The organism is Butyrivibrio sp. WCD2001 (assembly GCF_000424485.1).
GTDB lineage: Bacteria > Bacillota > Clostridia > Lachnospirales > Lachnospiraceae > Butyrivibrio.
Genome location: NZ_AUJZ01000007.1, coordinates 63,440 through 87,706 on the forward strand (window position 1 = coordinate 63,440; position 24,267 = coordinate 87,706).

A 24,267-nucleotide genomic window follows, 5' to 3' on the forward strand; every position below is an offset into this window, starting at 1 on the left:
GCGACAATAACAATATGAGTGAATATTCATGGATAAAACTATAACTCTGGATAAATTTGTTCAAATACTTTCCGGTACGGAAAATACCATGGAGGCATGCGGTGATGCCTTTTCTCTTATTGCTCCCGCTCTTCAGATTTCCCGAATCACTCTGGATATGAATATTCCGGAAACCAGGCAGACTCCAACCGGTGAAGTCAGACATTTGACCGTTTACTCAGGCGAAATGCTTTCGGATGAGGAAACGGAAATTGTGTGGCTGGAAGAATCCCAGCGCACTTTTGAAAACGGAATGATAACTGCCCGTGTGTATGCTCCAATCGAGACAAACTGGAGCCCGGATGAAAGGCAGTTTATTTTGTCTGCCATCAGAATATTCCTCATACATATCGGCAGATTCAGACTGGTTGAACTCGTTCAGAAAAGCGCTCTCACTCAGTATCTTACAGGCCTTCCGAATTCAGGAGGGTTTCTGGCTTTTGCCACAAGAAAAGTCATTTCCGGTGAGATAACAAAATATAACTCCTATTATTTTAATTTGAAAGGCTTTGGGCTTATAAACAGACGCTTCGGCGCTGATGAAACAGATAATATTGTCCGCAGATATGCAAGAGCACTTTTGGAATTCTGTGAAGAAGACGAAGTAGTCGGTCACCTCGGCGGAGATAATTTTGTTGCGCTTATTCGCAAGGAACGCACTGGCGACTTCCTCAACCTGCTTCAAAAAACGACAGTTTACGGAATACGCGACGGCGAACAGGTACCTGTAACTATAAGTGCCGTTGCCGGAGTTTACGATATTGATGACTCTTTGAAAAATCCCGGTCAGATTCTTGGACGCAGTTCTATAGCTCTTAGCGTTGCCAGATCACTTTCAAATGAGCCTTTCCTCTTTGTAACAAAGGAGATGAGCACCAGGGTTTACCGTGAGAAGCAGATTGAAGATCGCTTTGAGGACGGTCTTTTGAATAATGAATTTAAGGTATATTACCAGCCTAAAGTAGACACCAGGACACATACGCTGATCGGAGCAGAGGCACTCTCCCGCTGGCTGTGCAAAGGTGAATATGTCTATCCGGCTGAATTTGTTCCCGTACTTGAGAGAAACAGTTTTTCGATCGGTCTTGATATCTACGTCATTGAGGAAGTTTGTCGCACTATCCGCAAATGGCTGGACGAAGGTCTTGATCCTGTCCCTGTTTCCGTCAATTTCTCCAGAAGTGATCTGACGGACGAGAGACTTGCGGATCAGATTCTTGAGATAATAAATAAATATGATTTAGATTTGTCTTATATTCAGATTGAAGTTACCGAAACTGCGACTTCAAAGGAAAAAGGTCTTATCACTCATTTCCTGACGAAGCTGAACGGCATGAATATTGCCAGCTCGATCGATGATTTCGGAACAGGCTACTCTTCTCTGGGAATTCTAAGAGATCTGCCTGTATCGACCATCAAGATAGACAAGTCCTTTATCGATAACGAGGTTCTGACCCGCCGCGATGAGATTGTTTTAAAAAATATCATTCAGATGGCAAAGGAGCTCGATATTGAGGTTATAACCGAAGGTGTCGAGCGTCCCGACCAGATAGAATTTCTGCAACGTGTCGGCTGCGATCTGGTCCAGGGGTTCTTCTACGACAGGCCCCTCACCCGTGAAGAATTTGAGTATCGCCTCCGGAATAAAACTTATAACATTTAATCCAAAGCCCCATACATACTATATTGGTATTAGAGTGCTACATAAAGAATAGATAGAACCACTTGGATAATTACAAAGCGGAGGACTACCTGGGTGTCGGACCATCCGAGGTTTTTGCGAACATGATCGTGGATCGGTGTTCGAAGGTTGGTCATTACTTTGAGCTTAAAGAATCTGATAAGTGTAATCTTGAGAAGCCCGAGGCCGCCATCGATTATAAGCACCAATGATAACATCAGATATGAAAATGGATGACCGGACTTCATTGCCAGAATTGCAATGAAGAATCCCAGTGCTCTGGAGCCGGCATCTCCCATCAGCATCGAACTCGGCGAACAGTTGAAATAAAGGTATGCAAGAAGCACAGCCACCAGCAGTTGTCCTGCTGTTCCAACGCTTCCCAATTTTTCGGAAAATAAAATAACAAACGACATTATTGTTACAATAACAAGTGATGCACAAAGACCATCCACGCCGTCAGAACAGTTTGTAACGTTAATTGCCACCCAGATCAGCGCTACTCCCAACACAAAATAAACAGGGTAGGGTATACTCAGTTCAAATGCAAGGAACTTTATTGTGGTGCCGTTTTGTGACAGGAAGGTAATCATAGTCGCTACTGACAGCACAAAATCAATAAGTCCTTTTTTATATTCATTCCATGGCTTTTCTGCCGCATCATCAAGATAACCGCTAAGCATTATAAGAAAAAGCAGTCCCAGATAGATCAACATCTCAACAGAGAGTGGCAAAAAAAGAACAGAAACAAGTATAAAATCTATAACAAAAACAATTCCCACTCCGCGCAGCTTGCCTTTAGACAAAGCACCGTTTATGGCAAAAGCGCGCCCCTGATCCTGCGGAAGAAATGAGAACCTCATATTCAGCGTGACAAACGTCAGAATAAATGAAACCACCATTCCTATAGCTGCTGCCTGATGGGGTGTGAAAAAACCTAAAAAAGTATCATATAACATTACAATTTCTCCTCTGTAAGCCGTTGTTTCAGCTCATTTTTATTCAGAATTATGCATATTTGTGATATAATTTGCTTTGGCTTATGTATTTTTGTGTTTTCAGCGAGGGGCGTTCAAGCACATACCGCCTTTATCATTATATTATCGAAGGTAGGAACTAATGGCAACTTTTTCCGAGATCAAAAAAAATGTATTGAATTATATTAATCCATATATTCACCCTTCCATAAAGGAAGGTCTTTACCGAATCAATTTAAAGTCAGCAAGAGATATTTCCTTTGCTTTTACAATCATGGAATTACTGGCTTTAATTTCCTATTTTATATTTTTCAGAGATGTTCTTTCCGAACCGGGTGTTATTCCTAATGCACTTTATTCAATAGGTGTCAGTGCCATAACTTTCCTTGTTTCAAATTACGGACTTAAGGATTCAAAACATCCATTCAGCACTTACAGACATATCAGCATAATCTACTATATCCTTATCATCATCTTTGGTATCGCGACATCCTTCTATCATTACACCAACGGAAACCAAATGTTTGTATTTTTTGCTATAGTATTCTGTCTGGTAAATTTCTTTTTGCTGCCGCCGATAACCAGTTTCATTTTGATTTTTGGCTCTTATATTGTTTTTTACCTGATACTGTATGCCTATGACGGCGCCATAAGGATCAATCTTTTTAACTACTCTCTGCTTGCAATACTTACAGTCATCGGTGCCTTCAATAAATACCGTATGCAGGCAACAGAGCTTGAGCGTATTCACCGCATTGAAACCATGAACGACATGCTCCAGAATGTTCCGGTACATGATAATGTCACTGATATGAAAAACCGCTATGCTCTACGTGATGATTTCGATTCATACCAGAACCACCATATAATTGTTGTTATGCTTGATCTTGACGAATTTTCCAAGGTAAACGAAGAATACGGCCTTGATGCAGGTAATGCAATCCTCAATCAGGTGGGCAAATATATTAAAACTCACCTCACGGACAGTCATTCCTACAGATATGGCTCTGACTCATTCCTTATAATACTTCAGGACATGGAACTTAGTGATGCGCTTCAGCGCCTGTCTATCTGGGAGCGCAGTATGGCCACACTCAGTATCCCCGAAATAGATAAACCTATTCACTATACAAGCGGATATTCACACGGAACCCCCAGAGACGAGGATGAGCTGAGAATGCTTATAGAAGCCGCTGATCGCAAGAGAAGAGACTATTCATCATAAGATTTTTTATTATATTTTTCATTTTTTACTTTTTCCGTAATATCTTTTCTGTTAAAATAAGGAAGGTGTGTCTTTTACGCACATTTTTAAAGGAGGATTCTATTATGAAATTTAATAAACGAATAGTAAGTGTCGCACTTACAGCTATGATGCTTACAGCTGCTGTTGGCTGCGGTAAGTCCGACAAGACAGATGAAGCTGAAGAAGGACTTACATGGGAGTCCATCGAGGATAATGCAGGAGAAGAAGAAAGCACCGAAGAAGCTCCTGTAGAGGAAGAACCCGCTGAAGAGATCGTTTCAGCCGAGATACCTGCAGGAATGTACAGAAGTGAGCTCACAGGTGAGCCCATCAGCGAGTCTCTTAAGGATCAGCGTCCCATCGCTGTCATGGTAGATAACGAGTCCGCTGCTCTTCCTCACTTTGGAACAGCAGAATGTGACGTTGTATATGAGATGATGAACAGCACACAGAACGGTCGTATCACTCGTCTTATGTGCATGATGAAGGACTGGGGCTCAATCAAGCAGCTCGGTTCCATCAGAAGTACAAGACCTACCAACATTATTCTTGCTGCTGAGTGGAATGCAGTACTTTGTCACGATGGTGGCCCGAAGGTTCACATCGATCCCTATCTTGCTAAGGAGTGGGGAACAAACCACTTCTCAGGAACTTTCTCTCGTGTAGATAATGGTAAAAAGAGAGAGTATACAGAGTACATCCTTTCAGGTGATCTTGAGAACAACTTCTCAGGAAGCAGTTTCTCAACTACTTACAACGAGTTCACACCTGACGGTGTGAAGGAAAATCACTTCAATTTCACTCCCTGGGGTAACGAGATCAACCTCCAGGATAAGGGCTACGCTAAGTGCCTTGATGCTACAACAATTGATATCATTCCTTTCACACACAATAGCTCAAAGCTTGTATATAACGAAGAAACCAAGGAATATGAGTACTACGATTACGGCAACATCCACAAGGATGGCGAAGATGGAGAAGTTCTTTCCTTCAAGAATGTAATTCTTCAGAAATGTACCTTCAACCAGCTTGATGATCACGGTTATCTCATTTATAACTGTATCGATATCAACCAGCCCGGCTACTACTGCACAAACGGTAAGGCAACCGATATCGTATGGACCAAGACCGGTGAGCTTGTAAAGACACAGTTCTTTGATTCACAGGCTAACGAGCTTGAGATCAACAATGGTAAGACATATATCGCACTTGTTCCTGCAGATACTTGGGATCAGCTTGTTATTCAGTAATTAAGCATAAAATAATTAAAGCCATGGCACATGCCCAATGCCATGGCTTTTTATTATACCTAGTTCTCTATGATCATCCTCTTAAATTCTTCTGCGGGTACAGGTCTCGAGAAATAGTAACCCTGAATCATCTCACATCCGATGGATTTTAAGTACTCGTACTGTTCTTCTGTTTCCACTCCCTCAACGACAATTGGCATATCCAGCTTTTTAGTCATTTCAACAATTGTGTTTATAACTATCTGGCCCTTCTCTGAGGATTCTATTCCATCCATGAACTTCATGTCGGCCTTGAGCACATCAACATGCGCATCCTTGAATGTATTAAAACTGGAATAACCGCTGCCAAAGTCATCCATAAGGATTCTGAATCCAACTTCCTTAAGGACATCAACCGTGCCAAAGAACTTTTGATTCTCAGCCACGAAAGCACTCTCCGTTATCTCAAGCTTAATATCGAGCGGTGAGAGGTGATATTTCTTAATCAGATCCAGCATCACCTCGTAAAGATTCTCCATCTGCAGATCTCTTCTTGATAGGTTAACCGAAATCGGCGGAACAAGGATCCCTTCATTCCTCCAATCAGAAATTTGCTTACATACAGCTTCCCACATGTATACATCAAGCTTAGTGATAAAGCCATTTCTCTCAAATATCGGAATGAAATCCCCGGGACTGATAAGACCGTATTGCTTATCCTTCCAGCGGATCAGCGCCTCAGCACTGCAGATTTTCTTTGTCTTTGCATCATATATTGGCTGGAAATATGGCAAAAAATCATGCTCATGAATCGCCCTGTCGCAGTTGTGAAGCATGTATGCCTGCATCTCGAAGGAACGGTTCAATCCTTCATCAAAAAGCCTCTCATGCTTGTCATACTCATAACGAATCGAATCCATCGCAAATCTTGCTCTGTCGCACATAAGGATGGGATTCATGGTCCTGTCAGTTATAGGATAAACGCCGGAGTAAAGAGACAGATTATAATCCATATCCTCACCCGGATACATCTCGTTGAGTTTAAGCGTTCCCTGCAACATCCAGTAAGAACCTTCAGGAAACAGCCCTACAAAATTATCCTCTCCAAGATAGGCGAGCTCCACTTCCCATGAAAAGCTCTGTCTCATGGCTGCAGCAATACGCCTAAGAATATCGTCGCCCTTTTCGAAGCCAAATCTCTCGTTTACATCCTGGAAATCTCTGATATCAAGCAGGCACATTTTATACTCAGTCTTGGGATTTAATATCAGATCCTCTTTAACCGCTCTCATAAAAGCAGTCTTGGTATATAGACCCGTCTTAGGATCCGTAGGGTTATCAACAAGATATAACATAACCAGATTAAAGGTAACCCCGGCTGCAAAAGCAGCTCCCATGAAGCCAAAATCCTCAATCCTGTAGTTCAGTATAAGCATTAAAAAATCAAGGAAGACAATAAATGTTATAACCGACGGAGCGAATTTTCCAAGCCTCCTGTGATGTCTCCAGGCAAGGGAGATTGAAGGAATAACATATAACAGATTTATAATCGTAGAAATAACTATATATGCCAGTCTCTCTATGGTAACGGTGCCTCTTACTTCACTGTAATAAGCAATATGATTAATTGGATTCAGCACCAGAATGTAGATCAGCGTGATGGCGAAGGGCACAATAGATAAAAAAGGCGCTTTTTCCCTATATCTGACGAGTCCCACCGTGATCTTGTAGGCGCAAAGAAGATATGTATTTAATGTGATAATAAAACCGGTGACAGCAGTGACGTAGTAAAAATTTTCATTTAAACCAAGGTACTTATAAAATGTATTAAGCACCCAAATAAAGATGATATATGCAATTGTCACATACACTTCAAGACTAATCCAGACAATACCCACTGTGCGGCTTAGACTTCTTACGCGCATAGCAAGGATACCGACAGCAATAATCCCAAGACTGAGTAATGTGATCATGACGTGTCTCCCCTATCTATACATATCCAACTTCAATTATACATTAAAATATTTCTCACACCCGTCACTATCTGTTTTTTCAGAATTTCTTTATAAGTATTTTACATTCTGAAGCATTACTTAAAATTTCAACGCTCTGGGATATGTTATAGTTATCTTGAGAAAATATTTCACTTGATAAAACCTGTTTGGGAGCGCATATGCAAGACGGCAAAAAGGTCATCATATCCCTGAGGGATGTAACAAGAGAATTTAATACAGGTGATGGAAAACTTGAAGCGCTGAAGGCAATCTCCCTTGATATTTACGAAGGAGAGTTTGTCGCAATCCTTGGCGAAAGCGGCTGCGGCAAAACTACAGTCCTTAACATTATGGGAGGCATGGATCACCTTACAAACGGGACCATGATACTTGATGGTAAAGACTTTTCCCACCCATCTCCCGATGAATTAACCGCCTACAGAAGAAATTATATCGGCTTCGTATTTCAGGACTACCACCTCATGCCCAATCTGACAGCACTGGAGAATGTGAATTTTATTGCAGAGCTATCTCCAAACTCGATGCCCGCAGAAGAAGCGATTGAGATGGTAGGTCTCTCAGATCGAAAAAACAACTACCCTTCTCAGATGAGCGGTGGTCAGCAACAGCGTGTTTCCATTGCCAGAGCTCTTTGCAAACACCCCCGTCTGATTCTCGCTGATGAGCCCACAGCCGCACTGGACTTTAATACCAGCATAGAAGTACTCCAGGTCTTTGAAGACATAGTAAAACGCAATCAGACCACTGTTGTGATGGTCACTCACAATAACGAGATATCCAAAATGGCTAATCGTATTGTAAAAATCAAGGACGGTCAGATAGATGAGATTATCACCAATCCCTCGCCTACTCCTGCCGCTCTTTTATCCTGGTAACCCCCCTCATCTCAAGCGTTTTTGGTGATTATTATGAAAAAAACCCAGCTTCTGGACACTTTCAGAAACATCAAAAAACAGCTTGTTTCATGGCTGTCAATTATCGTCATTTCTTCCTTTGCCCTGGCTGCATATCTTGGGCTCACTTATTCTGCCTACGGACTTGAAAAGGCAGGACAAAATCTCTATGATTCCACAAATTTCAGAGACATTCAGATAACCTCAAACTGCCTGATCTCCGAATCCGATCTGGAACAGATAAAAAAAGTGCCTGGAATTACCGGCGTAGAGGGGCTTCTTCGCACCTCAGGCAGAATAAGCGGAAATAATATCACAAAACCGGTTTATATTACCTCTGTCCCAAAGCATATCGGTCTTCCCATCCTTCAGGAAGGGCATCTCCCCGAATCCGATTCCGAATGCATCATTGAACAATATCTTGCGGACAAACTCGGTATAAAAATCGGCGATAGTCTTTCCATTAAAGATGCTTATGATGAGGACATTCCGGAACTAAATCTAAATTCCTTTAAAGTCACAGGTATTTTTCTTCACGCGGAGCACGCCAGCTTTGACCTTGAAGAGACCTACTGCATACTTGTAGATAATTCCGCCTTTGACAGCTCAAAATTCGATAATTGCTACTGTCTTGCTGATGTAACCTTCGATAATCCTGAGCATTTCAGGACCTTTAGCAGAGATTATTTTAATCTCTCCGATACTTATATCGATTCTCTGGAGACACTAGGAAAATCCCTATCTTCCGAAAGGTATGACAAATACACCAAATTCATGGATGAACAGCTAACCGATAGCGAAAAGGAGCTTTCTGATGCTGAGGCTCAGCTTAGTCTTGCTGCAAAAATGGTACCGTCTCTGAAGGGTAAAACCGGAGAAATAATGGCCGATATGTCAAACATGCTCTCTGTAATAATAAGCACAGACCCTTCGGAATATAAAACAGCTGATGAACAGATTACAGCTTACGAAGATGCAAAAAAAGAATACGATCATGCCGTGAAAAGAGTTACAGATACCCGTAACGGGCTTAATAAAATACTTGGGATGGGCAAATCAGAGTGGTACGTATTTAATAGAAATGCAAATCCCTGCTTCGTATTTCTTAAAAATAACACAGAGAACCTTCGTGCGCTGAACCTTTCCTTTTCTCTTTTGTTTGTAGCCATCGCCATCATGGTCATTTTTGCTTCACTTTCCAGAATGGTATATGAACAGCGTTCGATAATCGGAATCTCAAAAGCACTTGGTCTTCACCAATTTGAGATTTTCTCAAAATATCTGATTTTCGGATTTTCCGGCGCAGTACTCGGAATCATCCTTGGCATAGCATTGTCTCTGTTCATAATCGAGTGGATTGTAGCCCTTGGTTACGGTGATCACTTTATTTTCGGGCCGTTCCCTTTTGCAATAGACATTATACCCACCGTTGTTTCTGTACTTGTAGCAGTCATCGTTGCCATCCTTTCCATAAATGCATCCTGTTCCTCTCTCTTAAAGGAAACTGCCAAGAAGCTGTTATCTCCCAGAATCCCCAAGGGACATGCAAAAGCTTTGGAAAAATCGCCTTTTCTTAAACGTCTGAATCTCTACAACAGAATGATTCTTCTTAATATGCGCTCCGACATTGTAAGGGTTATCGTTACAATAATCAGCGTTGCGGGCTGCTGCTCCCTCGTGGTTATAGGTTTTTCGCTCAGGGCCTCGATTATGGGCGCTATAAAATATCAGATAAGCGATTATACCCATTATGACGCCAAAATAAGTTACAGCAATGAAATCTCCCCTTCCGCATCCGGGGATATTAAGGATATCCTAAAGGGACATAATATCTCATATATAAGCTTTCTGAATAAGCACGGAAGCGTACAGGTGGACGACACTCTCGAATACATGGAATTCCTTATCTGCGATGACCTTAAGTCCTTCTCCAACTTCAGACCGCTTACAAGTCTTGGTGAAAAAGAGGGTTTGATAATCACGAATCGTCTGGCGGAAATATACGACCTCGGAGAAGGAGATAGTATTTACGTGATAGACGATATGGGCTATAAGCATAGCGCAAAAGTAAGCGCAGTTGCCAAAAATTACATAGGAAGATATGTTATATGCACAAAGACATACTATGAACAGATCATGGAAGACACATTTGAAAATAACACCTTTTTCATTAAACTAAACTCTTCTGTGGACGAAGCTACCCTTCAGGATGAACTGCTGGGTATACAGGGTTATGAGGCATATACACCGGCCTCCGAGCAAGTGGAGATGTTCAACAATCTGCTTATAGTATTAAACCTTGTTATAGGGCTTCTGATTATCTTATCAGGTGTAATGGCACTATTTGTGCTCCTTAATCTTGCAGATATGTATCTTCTCTCGAAAAAGAACGAACTTACAATAATGAGAATAAACGGTTTTACTGTAAAAGAGACTGTTCTGTACGCTGTAAGGGAAGTATTTTTCACCACCACAACAGGAATTATTCTAGGAGTCATCATAGGCTGTATAATCGTATATTCCATCATAAGGACTATGGAACAGGTTCACCTCATGTTTGTTCGAAGCCCCAGCATTCCTTCATGCATACTGGGAACTGTTATTACTGCCGGTTTTACGATAGGAATTTATTATTTATCAATGAGAAAAGTTAAGGGCCTTAGCCTTAAAGATATTTGATCGGATTTCTTAGAAAAGGACTTCTCGCATATACAAAAAAAGGGCTTTGCCCGGATAATGTCAAAACTCATTTCCGAAGCAATAGCCCTTTTATATTTTCATATAATTATTTATAGAGATGACATCTTACTACATGTCCATTGCCCATATCCTTTGCCACAGGCTCCTGCTCCTTACAGCAATCCATGCAATGAGGACATCTGGTATGGAACTTACAACCCTTCGGCGGATTAGCAGGTGAGGGAATATCACCCTCAAGAAGTACTCTCTCCTTCTTGATATCCGGATCCGGCATGGGGATCGCACTAAAGAGTGCCTTTGTATAAGGATGAAGAGGATTTGCAAAAATATCCTCTGTTTTCCCTGTCTCTACAAGATTTCCAAGATACATAACACCTACCGCATCTGAGATATGCTCTACGACAGAAAGATCGTGCGAGATAAACAGATATGTAAGGTTGTTCTTCTCCTGAAGATCCTTCAAGAGGTTGATGATCTGTGCCTGAATAGAAACGTCAAGCGCTGATACAGGCTCATCACATACTACGAACTCAGGCTTTACGGCAAGAGCTCTGGCAATACAGATACGCTGTCTCTGTCCACCGGAGAACTCATGCGGATAACGATCCTTGTGATAGGGCTGAAGTCCGCACTCCTTCATGATCTCTGTAATGTAATCATCAAGCTCATTTTTCGGAACAAGTCCATGCTCACGAACAGCCTCTCCGATAATCTCACCGATAGGAAGACGGGGTGAGAGTGAAGAATAGGGATCCTGGAAAATGATCTGCATCTTCGTACGAAGCTCACGGAGCTTTTTCTTATCGTATTTACTGATATCTTCTCCGTTGAAAAGGATATCACCCTCAGTCTTGTCAAGAAGTCGCAGGATTGTTCTTCCGGTTGTAGACTTACCGCAGCCTGACTCACCAACAAGTCCCATGGTTGTTCCGCGGGGAATTGAAAATGATACATCATCAACCGCTTTTACATTACCTGTTACACCACCGAAGAAACCACCCTTGATAGGGAAATACTTCTTGAGGTGCTTTACTTCAAGTATATTGTCGCTCATTACTTTGCACCTCCTTCTTCAGTCATTGCACCATTTGCGAAATCCTCGCATCTGTAACAGCTTACTTCATGAGTGGGAGAAATCTTGTAAACTCCGGGATACTTTCCGGAACACTTCTCTACACACATCTCACATCTATCCTTAAAATAACAATAATCAGGCATATCGATAGGGTTAGGCACATTTCCGGGGATATTGTAAAGCTTATCCACGTGCTTACCTACAACGGGCTTAGACTTCATAAGACCGATTGTGTAAGGATGTCTGGGATCCTTGAAGATCTCTCTTGCAGTACCTTTCTCAATAACACGACCTGCATACATAACAACGACATAATCTGCCATCTCAGCTACAACGCCAAGGTCATGAGTGATAAGCATGATTGAGCTGTTGATCTTGTCCTTGAGGTTTCTCAGGAGGTCAAGAATCTGAGCCTGAATTGTAACATCAAGCGCTGTTGTGGGCTCATCCGCAATTATAAGCTTGGGGTCGCAGGCAAGAGCCATAGCGATCATGATACGCTGACGCATACCACCTGAAAGCTCATGAGGATACATCTGATATACACCCTCTTTATTTGCGATACCAACCATCTGAAGCATCTCGATGGTTCTTGCCTTAACCTGCTCGGGTGTCATATCGGGATTGTGAAGTGCAATAACCTCATCAACCTGAGCACCGATTCTGAAAACAGGATTAAGCGATGTCATGGGCTCCTGGAAAATCATTGACATCTTGTTTCCGCGAAGCTTCTGCATTGCAGAAGCGGGAGCATTTACAACATTTATTGTTCTGTCACCGTCATTGAAACGGATCTCACCTTCAACAGTCTGTCCTGAAGGTCTCTGAACGAGCTGCATGAGTGAAAGACTGGTAACTGATTTACCGCAGCCGGACTCACCAACTATACCTACTGTCTTACCCTGGGGCACCTCGAAGGATACACCGTCAACAGCTTTAACTGTTCCTATATCTGTGAAGAAATATGTATGAACATTATCAAACTCAACACAGTTATCAGGGTTCTTCATCTGTGTAACATATTCGCTCTCGGGAATATGCTTTCTGTTTCTCTTTTTCTCAATCTCGGATGTGATCTTACGATTCTCACGTGAAATTCTTCTTGACTCCTTAGCCGAGATGTAATTTGAATTCTTAGCCATTTTTCTATATCTCCTACTTATCTCTTCATCTTAGGGTCAAAAGCATCTCTGAGTCCATCACCAATAAAGTTAAACGCAAGAACTGTAAGAAGGATAAATGTTCCTGCAGGAAGCCATACAAAGAGGTAATTGGTCATAACATATGAATCGTTAACCGCATTTATGATACTTCCCCATGAAGCAGCCGGATACTTGATACCAAGTCCGAGGAATGAAAGTGATGCCTCAGAAAGGATAACCTCACCAAGTCCCATACTTGCAAATACGATAAGCTGAGGGATTACATTAGGTATAAGGTGCTTGAAAATTCTGCGATATGTGCTTATACCAAGTGCCTCTGCAGCTACCATGAACTCCTGCTCACGAAGTGAAAGAATCTGGCCTCTTACGATACGGGCAATTCCTACCCAACCGATTACGGCCATAACTACGCAGAGAAGGTAAATACGAGCTCTGGGGCTTGCCTGATAGTAGTCCATGATTGAACCAAGGATCAGGTAAAGAGGCATGGCCGGGATACAATAAACTACGTCAACAAGTCTCATCAGAAGGTTATCAACCCATCCTCCGAAGAAACCTGCGACACCACCGATTACCATACCGATGAATACTTCGATAAATACAACTACAAATCCAATAAGGAGTGAAATTCTACCACCATACATAAGACGGGCAAGAAGATCCATACCATTCGCATCTGTTCCTACAGGATGTGCCTTGGAAGGAGCTGAATAAATATCGATAAGTCTTGTCTCCTGGTACTTCTTAATTGTGTACTGACCTGTCTTAACCTCAAATTTGTACTCAACCATATTGCCGTCAGCATCAGGATACTCGAATGAACCTGCATTGCCCTGAGCTTCAAATGCCTCAAGAGCTGTTGCCTTATATGTAGGATCAAGGAAGGTTCCGGGATCGATAGCATTAAAGTTCATATTTGAAACAACTGCGTATCCCTCACCGTTTGCTTCTACAAGACCTTCATCGTTAACTGTGTAGCTTGTGCCGTCAGCTTCGAAAGAAGTTGCACCTGTAGCTACTGCTACAAGAGCATTTCTGTAAAACTCATATGAGAACTTTGTATCCTTGCTGTATCCTGTGAATGATCTCTTACTTGCAACTGCAAGCTCAGTAGCTTCATATACATCAGCCTTGAAATCCTCACCGTCGAACATGTAAATCTTTCCATCCTGCTCAAAGTCAGCTCTTCCTGCCTCTACAGCAGCATCAAATTCCTTATTGCCCTTAAGGAAAACCTGTGCAGGCTCAAGTGAATAGATAAGATAAACATCTGAATCCTCAGCAGCCGGTGACATTCCCATCATCTGACCACCACGGGTCTCGAATACATATTTTTTCTTGGAAGCAGCAATTAGTGCCTTTGAATTAATATCTGAAGGAAGAGTTGCTCCATCAGCTGTCTGGAACTGGAACTGGTCGATAACAGTAGCACCTGCAAACTCCTTCATAACCTGCTCTGTCTTGTAGAACACCTTACTCTCAGAATAGGGATAAAGTGCTCCTCCCACAAATGCAAAAACGAACATTGCAACAATAATGACCATTCCGACTATCGCGAGTCTGTTTCTAAGGAATCTCTTAAGAACCATCATTCCCGGAGAGAGGACACGGACTCTGTTGGCATCATCAAGATGCATCTCGAATTTAACATCTAATTCGAAACCTTTTTTGTCTTTTTCATCTTTAACTTCTTCAGTTAAGTTTTCTTTCTTTTCTTCTGACATTTTATCCGCCTCCTTTCCTTAGTTTACTCTGACTCTCGGGTCAACTACCGCATAGAGAATATCAGCGATAAGGTTGCCCAGCAAAATGAGCACTGCCATAAATACCATATAGAACATAACGAAGGGAATATCTCCCTGCACTACGCACTGATATGATGTATATCCAATACCGGGGATCTGGAACAGTGTCTCAGTAATCATAGCTCCTGAGAACAGTCCCGGAAGTGATCCGCCAAGAAGTGTAACAATCGGGATAAGTGTATTTCTGAAAGCATGGTAGTTTACTACTCTGTCCTCAGAAAGTCCCTTTGCTCTTGCTGTTCTGATATAATCTGCATTCAGAACCTCAAGCATGTTAGTTCTTGTATAACGCATAAGTGAACCAACACTTACAACAGTAAGTGTGATAACAGGCATGATCATATGACGAGCCATATCCAGGATTTTACCCGTTGATGAATAGCTCTCATGCATTCTTCCAACAATACCATAAAGATCAAGCCAACCCAGCTTTACTGAAAGTATATATTTCAAAATCGTCGCAAAGAAAAAGCTCGGAAGTGAAATTCCGATAAGTGCGATTACCGTAACAGTATAATCAGTTGCAGAATACTGTTTTCTTGCAGCGGAAACACCCGCAGGTATAGCGATTATAATTTCCAAAATAAAAGTTACAAGGCCAAGTGCAAATGAATACCAGATAACGCTGCCAAATTTCTGTAATACAGGCTGATTCCAATACCAGGAATCACCGAAATCAAGTGTTATTGCCTTTGAAGCCCATTTAAAGTAGCCCTGGATTACCCCCGTGTCCAAGCCATATTGTGCATTGAGCTGTTCTACCCATTCAGAGTAACTTTTAGCACCGGGCTTTGTCGACAAAGCCATTGCCTGCTGTTCAACGTATGATGTAGGCATACACCTCATGATCGTGTAAATGATCATAGATACGAAAAACAATAATACTACTGATATGAGTAGACGTTTAAGTATGAATTTCTTCATTGGTGTCTATACTCCTTCTAATTAAATATCTTCTACCTATTGTGTCTGCATTACTCGGGGAGTCATGCCATCTATATATAAAATTTCACTTTGCGAAATATTATTTTCAAGGCCAATTATATAAATTGATAATTCTATTCTCTACCGTTTTAAAGCTGTGAAGTAAAAAAGTACATAACATGTCCGTGGGAGCCAAAGTGACCCCCACGGACAAAGTTATGCGTATTCTGTTATAAATACGAATTACTTAGTCATAAGTGACTGAATGCCATCATGTGCACTAGTGCTTGCAAAGAAGTTATAATATGTTGTCTCATCGTGAAGCATCTCAGAATTATCAACATCTACACGCTCTGTTGCATAAATTGAGCAATTCTGTCTCTGATATACAGGAATCTCAACAGCATAGTCAACTACATAGTCAAGGGCTTCCTTATAGATAGCCTTACGAACTGCCTGATCAGTTGTTGAACGTCCTTCAACTACAAGATCATCAAGCTCCTTCTGGTTGATTCTATACATGTAAGCAGAACCGCCATCTGAGTGGTAAACCTGATACATATCAGGATCCATTGATCCGCCCCAAGCTGCACACCAGATCTCAGCTGTTCCACCTTCAGTTGATGTCCAAAGAACTGAAGAATCTGAAAGGTCATTGATGATAAGGTCAAAACCGATCTTAGCAAGGTCTTCCTTAGCTGCTGTAAGGATACCGAATGAAGGGTGATCACCCTTACCATCAGCAGGGATCATAGCCTCGTATGAAAGCTTAGCACCCTCGGGAGCTGCTGTAAGCTTGCCATCTGATACTGTATAGCCGGCCTTCTCGAAGAAGCCAAGTGCTGCCTGAATAGCTGCATCATACTTCTCATCTTCGCTCATGCCGTCTGTGTAGATAGGATTTCCGTCAACATCTGTTGAGAAAGCAACCTTGTAATCAGGATCTGAAGCCTGAGGTGCTGCCCATGATGTGTTGGAAATAGGATAGTTGATAACGTTAGCTGCATCGCCGTAGTAAGAATCAACAACTACGTCTCTGTGAACAGCGAGAACAGTTGCGATAGCCTTACGAAGAGCCTTAGACTCTTCACTTCCGGGATCTGAACCAACCTTAACGTTCTCAGAGTTCATTCCGATGTAACCATAACCATTATTATCTACAAGTGAAGTAGAAATCTTATCACCTGTAAGCTCGCCGTTTGAGTTGTCACCAGCGATCTGCTCAAGTGTGGACTTGTTGGCTGAAGGCTCAGCAACATCAAGTGTGCCCTGTACTATAGCAGGCTCAGCATCAGACTGCTGTGTAACCTTCATCTGTACTTCCTTGATTACAGGAGCGCCAAGATAGTAGTCCTCGTTTGCTGTGAAGTAAACGATCTTGTTCTCATACTTATCAAATACATAGGGGCCTGCGCCAAGAGGCTGAGTTGTCTTTGCTCTTACGCTTGAAAGGTCACCCTTTGTGAAACCAAAGCTATTGTTGTCATAGTCAAAGAGAGACTTATCACCATAGTAGTGAAGAGGAGCGATCTCTAAGCAAAGGCTGTAAATAGCTGTAGCATCAAGCTTCTCCATATGTACTACCATCTCTGTGTCGCTGATTTTCTCAATACCCTCAATTGAAGCAGCTGAATCACCAGTCTCAACTGAGTTCTTATACTCGTCACCAAGCATATCAAGAATGCCGTCGCCAGCCTTCTCAGTATCTGTAGCTGTCATTACGTCATTGTCATAAGCAGCCATGATCTCATTCCAGAAATCATCAACTGTAGGAGCTGTGCCACCCTTAACATCGAAGGTTGCACCTGAAGGAGCTGTAAGAACGCCGCCTTCTGCTTTACCATAGCCCCAGTTAGCCATTGCGTTTGCAATAGGATCCTTAGCGATATCCTCATCATCAGATACAGCGCCATTAGCTGTGCAGTAATCAGCGATATCATTGATGAACTGTTCCTTAGCTGCAGGGAAGTCTGTCTCCCAGAACTTCTTCTGCTCATCCTCTGTGAAATATGTGAAGTCTGTGTTATCCTCACCAGCCTTGATAAGAAGGTTGAAGAGTGTGTCAGAACCACTTCTGTATGCTTCCATTCCCTTGATAGGAAGTGCATTGAATGTTGCTGATCCATCGAAGGAAGGATCTGAAAGTACATACATTGTGAAAATAACGTCGTCGATAGTAACTGGTTCACCATCAGAGAACTTAATATCATCACGCATCTTAAATGCGTAGTCTACTGTGCCATCCTCATTCTCAGTAATTACGCAATCAGCAGGTCCCTTGTACTCATAAGAGTTACCATCATACTCTTTGGTCTCACCCTCGATACCATTCATAATAACTTCACCGAGACGATCAACCTTAAGTAACGGGATTGATGTCATCTGCTCTACGTTGATATCGTAAGCAGTGTTTGCAAAGAAAGGACTGAACTTCTCAGAAAACTCTGACTCTCCGATTACAAGAGGAGCTCCGCTTCCTGTGCTCTCAGTAGCCTCTCCTGCTTCTTCTGTGGACTCTGTCTCTGCCTCTGTAGCATCAGCAGCTTCCTCAGTTGAAGCTTCTGCAGTAGACTCAGCTGTGTCTGCAGATTCGGTTGTTGTAGTGTCTGCGCCTGTGTTAGCATTGCCGCCACAACCAACAGCTGAAACAACCATTGTTCCGGCAAGTCCTAATGCCAGAAATTTGCCTAACTTTTTCATGTTACCCTCCATTCCGGGGTTTACTCCCCCTGGTATTTATGTGCATCCACACTCGTGGCTGTCACCAATAATTATTTACCGGATTCAACCGATATTCCGGAAAACTTCTTATTGTAATATCTCGCAAAAAAGCACGCCAGAACAATCACCGGCACATGCAGAAACAAGTATATCAGTTCACGGACGATATCATACTGTCCTCTCCTGATAATCAGATAAACAACTTCGCATACAGTGCTGAGAGCCGCCATCACGATCACGGCTATACCGCAAAAATGCATACGCCCTACGCCCTTGTCATACTGCTGTCTTGTCATTCTCGGAGTAGCGCCCGCAAATTCCACAATTCCTATAAGGAAGAAAAGTACCGGCAAAAACTGACAGAAATAAGGCAGCACCACCCACAATGTACGTGAAGAGGTCTGATTCACAAGGCCCTGTACCACAAGTGCAGCGAATATTCCTGCTCCGAAAAGCAGGCATGGCAAATAGGTCTTTTTCTTTTCAGTTTCGCCATAAGGAAGCACATAGATATCCCCTTTATAGAAGAATCTATCACGAAACCTCCCTTTTTTATCCATCTCGGGAACATGATCGTAATCGCCCTTGTACGGATTGTGCAGAATACTCATTACCCCAAAAATCCTGTTTCTGTATAAATATAATAAGCGCTCCCGCACTTACACCCTGCAAGTAGGAACGCCGTTGTTCTTAATGTAAGCATTACAATATTGATTATTTTAAGTCTTAACCGAGATTAAATTATATCAAATAGATAAAATAAGTCAAGCACTCGCGCACTTTTGTCTTTGTGTGGCGGACACTCTGTTATAGTAACGTGCTACCTTGGAAACGCGATGAAATCTACGTTTTCTTATTTTCCCATAAAAATGGCTTTCCAAATAAACTTTATATTTGACTCAAAGTATCTCTTGAAAAGACGTTTTGGATCCTGGAACAATCTGTAGAGCCATTCCATACCGATTTTCCTGACCCACCTCGGTGCTCTTTTTATATTTCCGGCAAAAAAATTGAAACCGGCACCCACTCCGAGCATAACTCCATGTATCTTTCCTTCATGCGCCGCCATCCATTTTTCCTGCTTCGGAGCACCAAGTCCTATCCACACAAGGTCCGCACCGGATGAATTGAGCATCTCCACAATCTCTTCATCCTCCGCTTCCGTCAGTTCTCTAAACGGCGGTGAATAGAAGCCTCTGATATCCATTCCCGGAAATCTCTCCGGAAGTTTTTCCTTTAAAAGCGCTATAGTCTCCTCTGACGAGCCGTAAAAGAAATGCGACAGTTTTCCGTCCATGGTGGAGTTAAACATTGCCTCCATGAAATCCGGTCCCGCTATTCTCTCCGCTTTGACATAGCCCGCCTTCTGAATCCTGTTTACTATAGGCTGTCCGTCCGGAAATGTCAGTGCCGAAGAATTCTGTATTTTCATGTAGTCTGCATTCTCGCTTGCTTCGACAGTTGTATGTACATTACAGAAGCAGATATATTTTCCGAAGAAATCTCTGATGTGGCTTCGAACATACCGCACTGCATTTTCTACATTAGATACAGCAAAATTGACACCCAGTACATTACATCTTTTTACCATAGCGGTATAGTAAGTCGCCTGATAATAGCCAAGTTCTCTTATAAGATTGCCTGTAATCCACTGCCCGTCCATGGACAATGCATAGTAAGTGTTAATACCGACGTTACCAAATCTTCTAACAAGATCATTTCTGACAAAATCTGCCAATTCCAATTTATCGGGAATACATATAAAGACATCACTGCAACCGGAATTTCGAACCGCATCAACCAGTTCTTCCCGCTTCTTTATGACCGCATCCTCATTGGAAAGTCTTATACCCGCCTCAGGGTATGCCTCGTCAAGGGGATGTATACCTTCCAGTGAAAACTCGAGCCCAAGTTCCTTTTCAAGATGGGCCCTTGCCGCATTAATATCCGGTGAATAGACAAGTGCGGCAATCTTTCTCCTGTGGAATTCAGGATTACCGCTTTTGATAAGAATTGCTCTATAGAGCATTCTGAATGTGAAAACAAAGACAAAATTGGTTATAACCAGAATACCCATTGCAAGTCGTGATACCAGCTGGGTATTCTTGGTAGCCATAAGAACCACCAGCATAAACACAAAAAGTATCACCTGGTTCTTAAAAAACTCAACAAAAACTTCAAGGGGATCGCTGTCCTCTATCGGCTTATAATCAAGGCTTCTTCCTCTGTAAACATTAACAAGTGTGGCAAAAAGGATTTCCATGATGAACAGCATGGAATAGAGCGGTATCATCCACTCCCTCTTAAAATACCACTGAAAACGCAGAGTAATCATGACAATATAAGAAAGCGTAAGCGATACGCCATCAACAAACAATAAAATTCTTCTTCTTTTATGTGAGCGAGACAAGCTCATAGCAAACGACCCTCATTCCTTGATTATTCGGAGAATCTTTTATTTAAAACATCTGTGGATAATATCAATAACGATGTCCTGCTCCTCCTCAGTCATCTTGATATCCGAAGGAAGGCAGAGTCCCCTCTCAAAAATATCCATACTGATATCGGCGGCAGTTCCCTCATCAATATACGCATTACTGCGACCGCGAAGAATACCCTCCGCTGTCACAAAGATGTTGTTCCTGTAAATCGGCTGCATATGCATGGGCTTCCAGATAGGTCTTCCCTCAGCATTGAAAGCTGCAATTGCATCCAGAATCTCTGTGGGACAAGATTTCCCGGCTTCGTGATTATAAAGAGCTTTTCTCTCAGACCTCACGTGAGGGCACATGGCGTCCTTATCAATAATCATGCAGCTAAGCCAATAGTTGGGCTCACAATTATCCGGAACCGGGTTCATTGAAACCGGCAGATCCTTTAATCCCTCTTTGTATCTGTCATATACTTTTTTCTTTAGTGCGATATGCTCATCAAGATATGGGATCTGTCCCCTTACAACACCGGCAACAATATTGGACATGCGGTAGTTGTATCCAAGTTCCTCATGCTGATACCAGGGAGCATCCTCTCTGGCCTGTGTGCTCAGTTTCCTTACCTTATGACAGTCGGCTTCGCTGTCCGTAAGCAGCATTCCGCCTGAACTTCCGGTAATAATCTTATTTCCGTTAAAGGAAATAACGCTGTAATCTCCAAATTTTCCGGTCTGTTCGCCTTCATAGGTTGCGCCAAGCGATTCAGCGGCGTCCTCTATTATAAGAGCACCGTGTCTGTCGGCAATCTCTCTGATTTCATTTATCTTGCCGGGAGTTCCGTACAAATAGGCAACCACTATCAGCTTAACATCGGGATATATCTCAAAGGCCTTCTCCAGAGCTTCGGGGCTCATGTTCCAGCTGTCATATTCCGTATCGATAAAAACAGCTTCTCCGCCCTCGTAGGCGATGGGATTAACAGTTGCATCAAAAGTCATATCGGAGCAGAATACCTTATGTCCTGCCAGAGTTCCGACATTTGCGGGCTTTGGTCCGTATAGCTTTTCACCTGCAAGTCTCATAGCAAGATGAAGTGCTGCAGTTCCGGAACTGAGCCCGATAGCATACTTTCTTCCGACCTTCTCCTGAATCATTCTCTCCGATTCATTGATGTTCTCGCCAATGGTTGATACCCAGTTGGCCTCAATTGCTGCATTTATCCACTTAAGCTCGTCTCCGTGCATAGTGGGAGATGAAAGCCATACTTTGTTTTCGAATCTTTTTATTCCTTCAAATCTGTCCATATATACCCTCATCCGTCAGCTTCGCTGACACCTGTCTCCGTTCCACTCCGGTCCGCGCTGAACCGACGTCCCCCGGACGTCGAGCGCCCCCAGGGGAAGGCTTTTTAATATCTAATCATTCCGTCTCATTAATGAGCTCCGCTGCACGTTCGAGCGCTTTCTGGTGCTCGATCGAGTGCGAATCTGCATTATCCTCCGGGTGATAGGTTGTTACTATCTTCTGAACAATCTCTCGTATCTCGTCGGCATGCTCAGCCTTGGACGCTCCGTTCAGCTCCTCAAGCTGTGAAAAGAACTTCATATCGTCCATATTTATAGGCTTGCCGATATGTATCATTCTGTTCGCGGTATCCTGAAGACCCTCTTCATCCATGAGCATCTCCTCATAGAGCTTCTCTCCGGGTCTAAGTCCCGTGAACTCAATCTTGATATCCTCACCTACCTTATATCCCGAAAGCTTAATAAGGTTTTCTGCCAGGTCAAGAATTCTCACAGGTTCTCCCATATCGAGGACAAATATCTCTCCACCCTTTGCATAGGCGCCCGCCTGCATTACGAGGCTGACAGCCTCCGGTATAGTCATGAAATATCTGATAATATTGGGGTCCGTAACTGTTACGGGTCCTCCTGCCATAATCTGCTTTTTGAAAAGCGGAATAACCGAACCGTTGGAGCCAAGCACGTTACCGAATCTGACTGCAACAAACTCCGTATCATAGTGCTTGTTGAAGGTCTGGACTATCATCTCACAGATTCTCTTGCTGGCACCCATGATATTGGTCGGATTTACAGCCTTATCCGTGGAGATCATGACAAACTTCTGACATCCGTTCATAGCGGCTGCCATCGCTGTCTTAAAAGTTCCGAATACGTTATTTTTAATTGCCTCGTTCGGGCTGTCTTCCATGAGCGGTACATGCTTATGAGCCGCAGCATGGTACACGATCTGAGGCTTGTACTCCTCAAAAATCCTGTTGATTCTGTTTGTGTTACGCACAGAAGCTATAAGGACCACAAGGTCAAGCTCCGGGTGGTTCCTCTTAAGCTCCTGCTGGATATCATAGGCATTGTTTTCGTAAATATCTACGATCACAAGTCTCTCGGGTTTGTGATTTGCGATCTGTCTGCAGAGCTCCGATCCGATGGATCCGCCGCCACCTGTAACAAGTACGGTCTTGCCGCTAACATATCCTGCAATCTGGTTCAGGTCAACCGCAATTGGATCTCTTCCGAGAAGATCCTCAACCTCAACCTCACGAAGCTTACTAACATTAACTTCGCCGTTAACCAGCTGATATACACCGGGAAGTGAACGAAGCTTACAGTTTGTCTCCTTACACAGATCGAGAAGTTTTCTCATCTCACTTCTTGAAAGTGAAGGTATAGCTACTATAATCTCATCAATATCATAGAGATCGGCACATTCAAGGATCTTGTCTCTGCCACCGACTACGCGGATTCCCTGAATATAATGTCCCCACTTGCTTCTGTCGTCATCGATGATACATCTGATAACCATGGTGGAGAAATTGCTGTTTACAATCTCTTTGATAATTATATTGCCGGACTCACCGGCACCTATCACCATTACAGAGATAGTGTTTTTCCTGTTCTCGGTCTTATGCTTTACGCTCCTGAAAAACCTGTAGCTGAACCTGCTTACAAAAATAAGTGTGATCAGAATAAAGGTGTACAGAAAGTAATAGCTCTGCGGAACAGGCTGTCTCCCGACTCTGAAAAACTGAAGGCCGACGGCATTCATAACACCGGAAGCCACACATGCCATAACCAGATTCTGAAGTTCTGTCTCCCCCGCATATGCCCACAAGCTGTTATATAGTCTGAAAAAATAGAAAAACAACAGCGAGAGCACAACATTGATGATAAGAAAGTTCGAAACCGGTTCCATAAATTCATACGGAACAAGATCAATATTGAACTCATATCTCATCAGGAGTGCAAGGTAACTGGCAATTATGATACTGAGAATATCATAGATGATCAGACCCGTTCTTCTATAAAATTTTGCAAAATTAAATGGTTTCTTTTCCTGTTTCATATCA

The 24,267-nt window shown here is 42.6% G+C and carries 16 protein-coding genes; 5 read left to right on the forward strand and 11 right to left on the reverse strand.

What is annotated here, in order from left to right; translation table 11 throughout:
• Positions 1–28 precede the first annotated feature (28 nt).
• Positions 29–1,702: a GGDEF domain-containing phosphodiesterase gene (locus tag G630_RS0108070; protein WP_026498285.1), complete on the forward strand. Its 1,674-nt coding sequence runs from the start codon at positions 29–31 to the stop codon at positions 1,700–1,702.
• Positions 1,703–1,731: 29 nt separating this feature from the next.
• On the opposite strand, the gene G630_RS0108075 is transcribed toward G630_RS0108070, so the two are convergent.
• The gene (locus G630_RS0108075) at positions 1,732–2,679 is read right to left on the reverse strand and encodes a hypothetical protein (protein ID WP_026498286.1); all 948 of its coding nucleotides are present in this window, start codon (positions 2,677–2,679) and stop codon (positions 1,732–1,734) included.
• A gap of 160 nt (positions 2,680–2,839) precedes the next feature.
• Here G630_RS0108075 and G630_RS0108080 point away from each other — a divergent pair, with 160 nt between their 5' ends.
• A complete protein-coding gene (locus G630_RS0108080) occupies positions 2,840–3,922 on the forward strand; it encodes a GGDEF domain-containing protein (protein ID WP_022760270.1) in 1,083 nt (360 codons plus the stop codon).
• Positions 3,923–4,026: 104 nt separating this feature from the next.
• Positions 4,027–5,193: a DUF3048 domain-containing protein gene (locus G630_RS0108085; RefSeq protein WP_022760271.1), complete on the forward strand. Its 1,167-nt coding sequence runs from the start codon at positions 4,027–4,029 to the stop codon at positions 5,191–5,193.
• A 59-nt stretch (positions 5,194–5,252) separates the two neighbouring features.
• On the opposite strand, the gene G630_RS0108090 is transcribed toward G630_RS0108085, so the two are convergent.
• A complete protein-coding gene (locus G630_RS0108090; RefSeq protein ID WP_026498287.1) occupies positions 5,253–7,145 on the reverse strand; it encodes a bifunctional diguanylate cyclase/phosphodiesterase in 1,893 nt (630 codons plus the stop codon).
• A 200-nt stretch (positions 7,146–7,345) separates the two neighbouring features.
• On the opposite strand from G630_RS0108090, the gene G630_RS0108095 reads away from it, so the two are divergent.
• Both G630_RS0108095 and G630_RS0108100 read left to right on the forward strand, forming a co-directional pair.
• On the forward strand, positions 7,346–8,062 hold the full coding sequence (locus G630_RS0108095) for an ABC transporter ATP-binding protein (RefSeq protein WP_022760273.1): 717 nt from the start codon (positions 7,346–7,348) through the stop codon (positions 8,060–8,062).
• A 33-nt stretch (positions 8,063–8,095) separates the two neighbouring features.
• Complete coding sequence (locus G630_RS0108100) at positions 8,096–10,759, forward strand: ABC transporter permease (protein WP_026498288.1); 2,664 nt, start codon at positions 8,096–8,098, stop codon at positions 10,757–10,759.
• A gap of 106 nt (positions 10,760–10,865) precedes the next feature.
• Here G630_RS0108100 and G630_RS21215 read toward each other — a convergent pair whose 3' ends face one another.
• The 9 genes from G630_RS21215 to G630_RS0108145 form a co-directional block, all read right to left on the reverse strand.
• A complete protein-coding gene (locus tag G630_RS21215) occupies positions 10,866–11,834 on the reverse strand; it encodes an ABC transporter ATP-binding protein (protein ID WP_044958987.1) in 969 nt (322 codons plus the stop codon).
• Entirely contained in the window at positions 11,834–12,997 is a 1,164-nt protein-coding gene (locus tag G630_RS0108110) for an ABC transporter ATP-binding protein (protein WP_022760276.1), read from the reverse strand. Before G630_RS0108110 ends, G630_RS21215 begins: the two co-directional genes overlap by 1 nt.
• Before the next feature lie 17 nt (positions 12,998–13,014).
• The gene (locus G630_RS25345) at positions 13,015–14,742 is read right to left on the reverse strand and encodes an ABC transporter permease (protein ID WP_026498289.1); all 1,728 of its coding nucleotides are present in this window, start codon (positions 14,740–14,742) and stop codon (positions 13,015–13,017) included.
• An 18-nt stretch (positions 14,743–14,760) separates the two neighbouring features.
• Positions 14,761–15,747 (reverse strand): ABC transporter permease, encoded by a 987-nt coding sequence (locus G630_RS0108120; protein ID WP_022760278.1) that lies wholly within the window; start codon positions 15,745–15,747, stop codon positions 14,761–14,763.
• A 243-nt stretch (positions 15,748–15,990) separates the two neighbouring features.
• Positions 15,991–18,447 carry an ABC transporter substrate-binding protein gene (locus G630_RS0108125; RefSeq protein ID WP_044959013.1) on the reverse strand — a complete coding sequence of 819 codons (2,457 nt, stop codon included), beginning with the start codon at positions 18,445–18,447 and terminating at the stop codon, positions 15,991–15,993.
• Between the two features lie 71 nt (positions 18,448–18,518).
• Positions 18,519–19,079, reverse strand: a complete 561-nt coding sequence (locus G630_RS0108130; RefSeq protein ID WP_022760280.1) for a hypothetical protein — start codon at positions 19,077–19,079, stop codon at positions 18,519–18,521.
• A 242-nt stretch (positions 19,080–19,321) separates the two neighbouring features.
• Positions 19,322–20,884: a WecB/TagA/CpsF family glycosyltransferase gene (locus tag G630_RS24645; RefSeq protein WP_022760281.1), complete on the reverse strand. Its 1,563-nt coding sequence runs from the start codon at positions 20,882–20,884 to the stop codon at positions 19,322–19,324.
• 39 nt (positions 20,885–20,923) lie between these two features.
• Complete coding sequence (locus tag G630_RS0108140) at positions 20,924–22,204, reverse strand: DegT/DnrJ/EryC1/StrS family aminotransferase (RefSeq protein ID WP_022760282.1); 1,281 nt, start codon at positions 22,202–22,204, stop codon at positions 20,924–20,926.
• A gap of 115 nt (positions 22,205–22,319) precedes the next feature.
• Complete coding sequence (locus G630_RS0108145) at positions 22,320–24,263, reverse strand: polysaccharide biosynthesis protein (RefSeq protein WP_022760283.1); 1,944 nt, start codon at positions 24,261–24,263, stop codon at positions 22,320–22,322.
• Positions 24,264–24,267: the final 4 nt, after the last annotated feature.

What these genes read in the sequence shown, in the direction of transcription:
- G630_RS21215 (WP_044958987.1), bottom strand. Translation starts at nt 11,834, where the DNA reads ATGAGCGACAATATACTTGAAGTAAAGCACCTCAAGAAGTATTTCCCT.
- G630_RS0108080 (WP_022760270.1), top strand. Translation starts at nt 2,840, where the DNA reads ATGGCAACTTTTTCCGAGATCAAAAAAAATGTATTGAATTATATTAAT.
- G630_RS0108075 (WP_026498286.1), bottom strand. Translation starts at nt 2,679, where the DNA reads ATGTTATATGATACTTTTTTAGGTTTTTTCACACCCCATCAGGCAGCA.
- G630_RS0108070 (WP_026498285.1), top strand. Translation starts at nt 29, where the DNA reads ATGGATAAAACTATAACTCTGGATAAATTTGTTCAAATACTTTCCGGT.
- G630_RS0108095 (WP_022760273.1), top strand. Translation starts at nt 7,346, where the DNA reads ATGCAAGACGGCAAAAAGGTCATCATATCCCTGAGGGATGTAACAAGA.
- G630_RS0108145 (WP_022760283.1), bottom strand. Translation starts at nt 24,263, where the DNA reads ATGAAACAGGAAAAGAAACCATTTAATTTTGCAAAATTTTATAGAAGA.
- G630_RS0108130 (WP_022760280.1), bottom strand. Translation starts at nt 19,079, where the DNA reads ATGAGTATTCTGCACAATCCGTACAAGGGCGATTACGATCATGTTCCC.
- G630_RS0108085 (WP_022760271.1), top strand. Translation starts at nt 4,027, where the DNA reads ATGAAATTTAATAAACGAATAGTAAGTGTCGCACTTACAGCTATGATG.
- G630_RS0108140 (WP_022760282.1), bottom strand. Translation starts at nt 22,204, where the DNA reads ATGGACAGATTTGAAGGAATAAAAAGATTCGAAAACAAAGTATGGCTT.
- G630_RS0108090 (WP_026498287.1), bottom strand. Translation starts at nt 7,145, where the DNA reads ATGATCACATTACTCAGTCTTGGGATTATTGCTGTCGGTATCCTTGCT.
- G630_RS0108125 (WP_044959013.1), bottom strand. Translation starts at nt 18,447, where the DNA reads ATGAAAAAGTTAGGCAAATTTCTGGCATTAGGACTTGCCGGAACAATG.
- G630_RS25345 (WP_026498289.1), bottom strand. Translation starts at nt 14,742, where the DNA reads ATGTCAGAAGAAAAGAAAGAAAACTTAACTGAAGAAGTTAAAGATGAA.
- G630_RS0108110 (WP_022760276.1), bottom strand. Translation starts at nt 12,997, where the DNA reads ATGGCTAAGAATTCAAATTACATCTCGGCTAAGGAGTCAAGAAGAATT.
- G630_RS0108120 (WP_022760278.1), bottom strand. Translation starts at nt 15,747, where the DNA reads ATGAAGAAATTCATACTTAAACGTCTACTCATATCAGTAGTATTATTG.
- G630_RS24645 (WP_022760281.1), bottom strand. Translation starts at nt 20,884, where the DNA reads ATGAGCTTGTCTCGCTCACATAAAAGAAGAAGAATTTTATTGTTTGTT.
- G630_RS0108100 (WP_026498288.1), top strand. Translation starts at nt 8,096, where the DNA reads ATGAAAAAAACCCAGCTTCTGGACACTTTCAGAAACATCAAAAAACAG.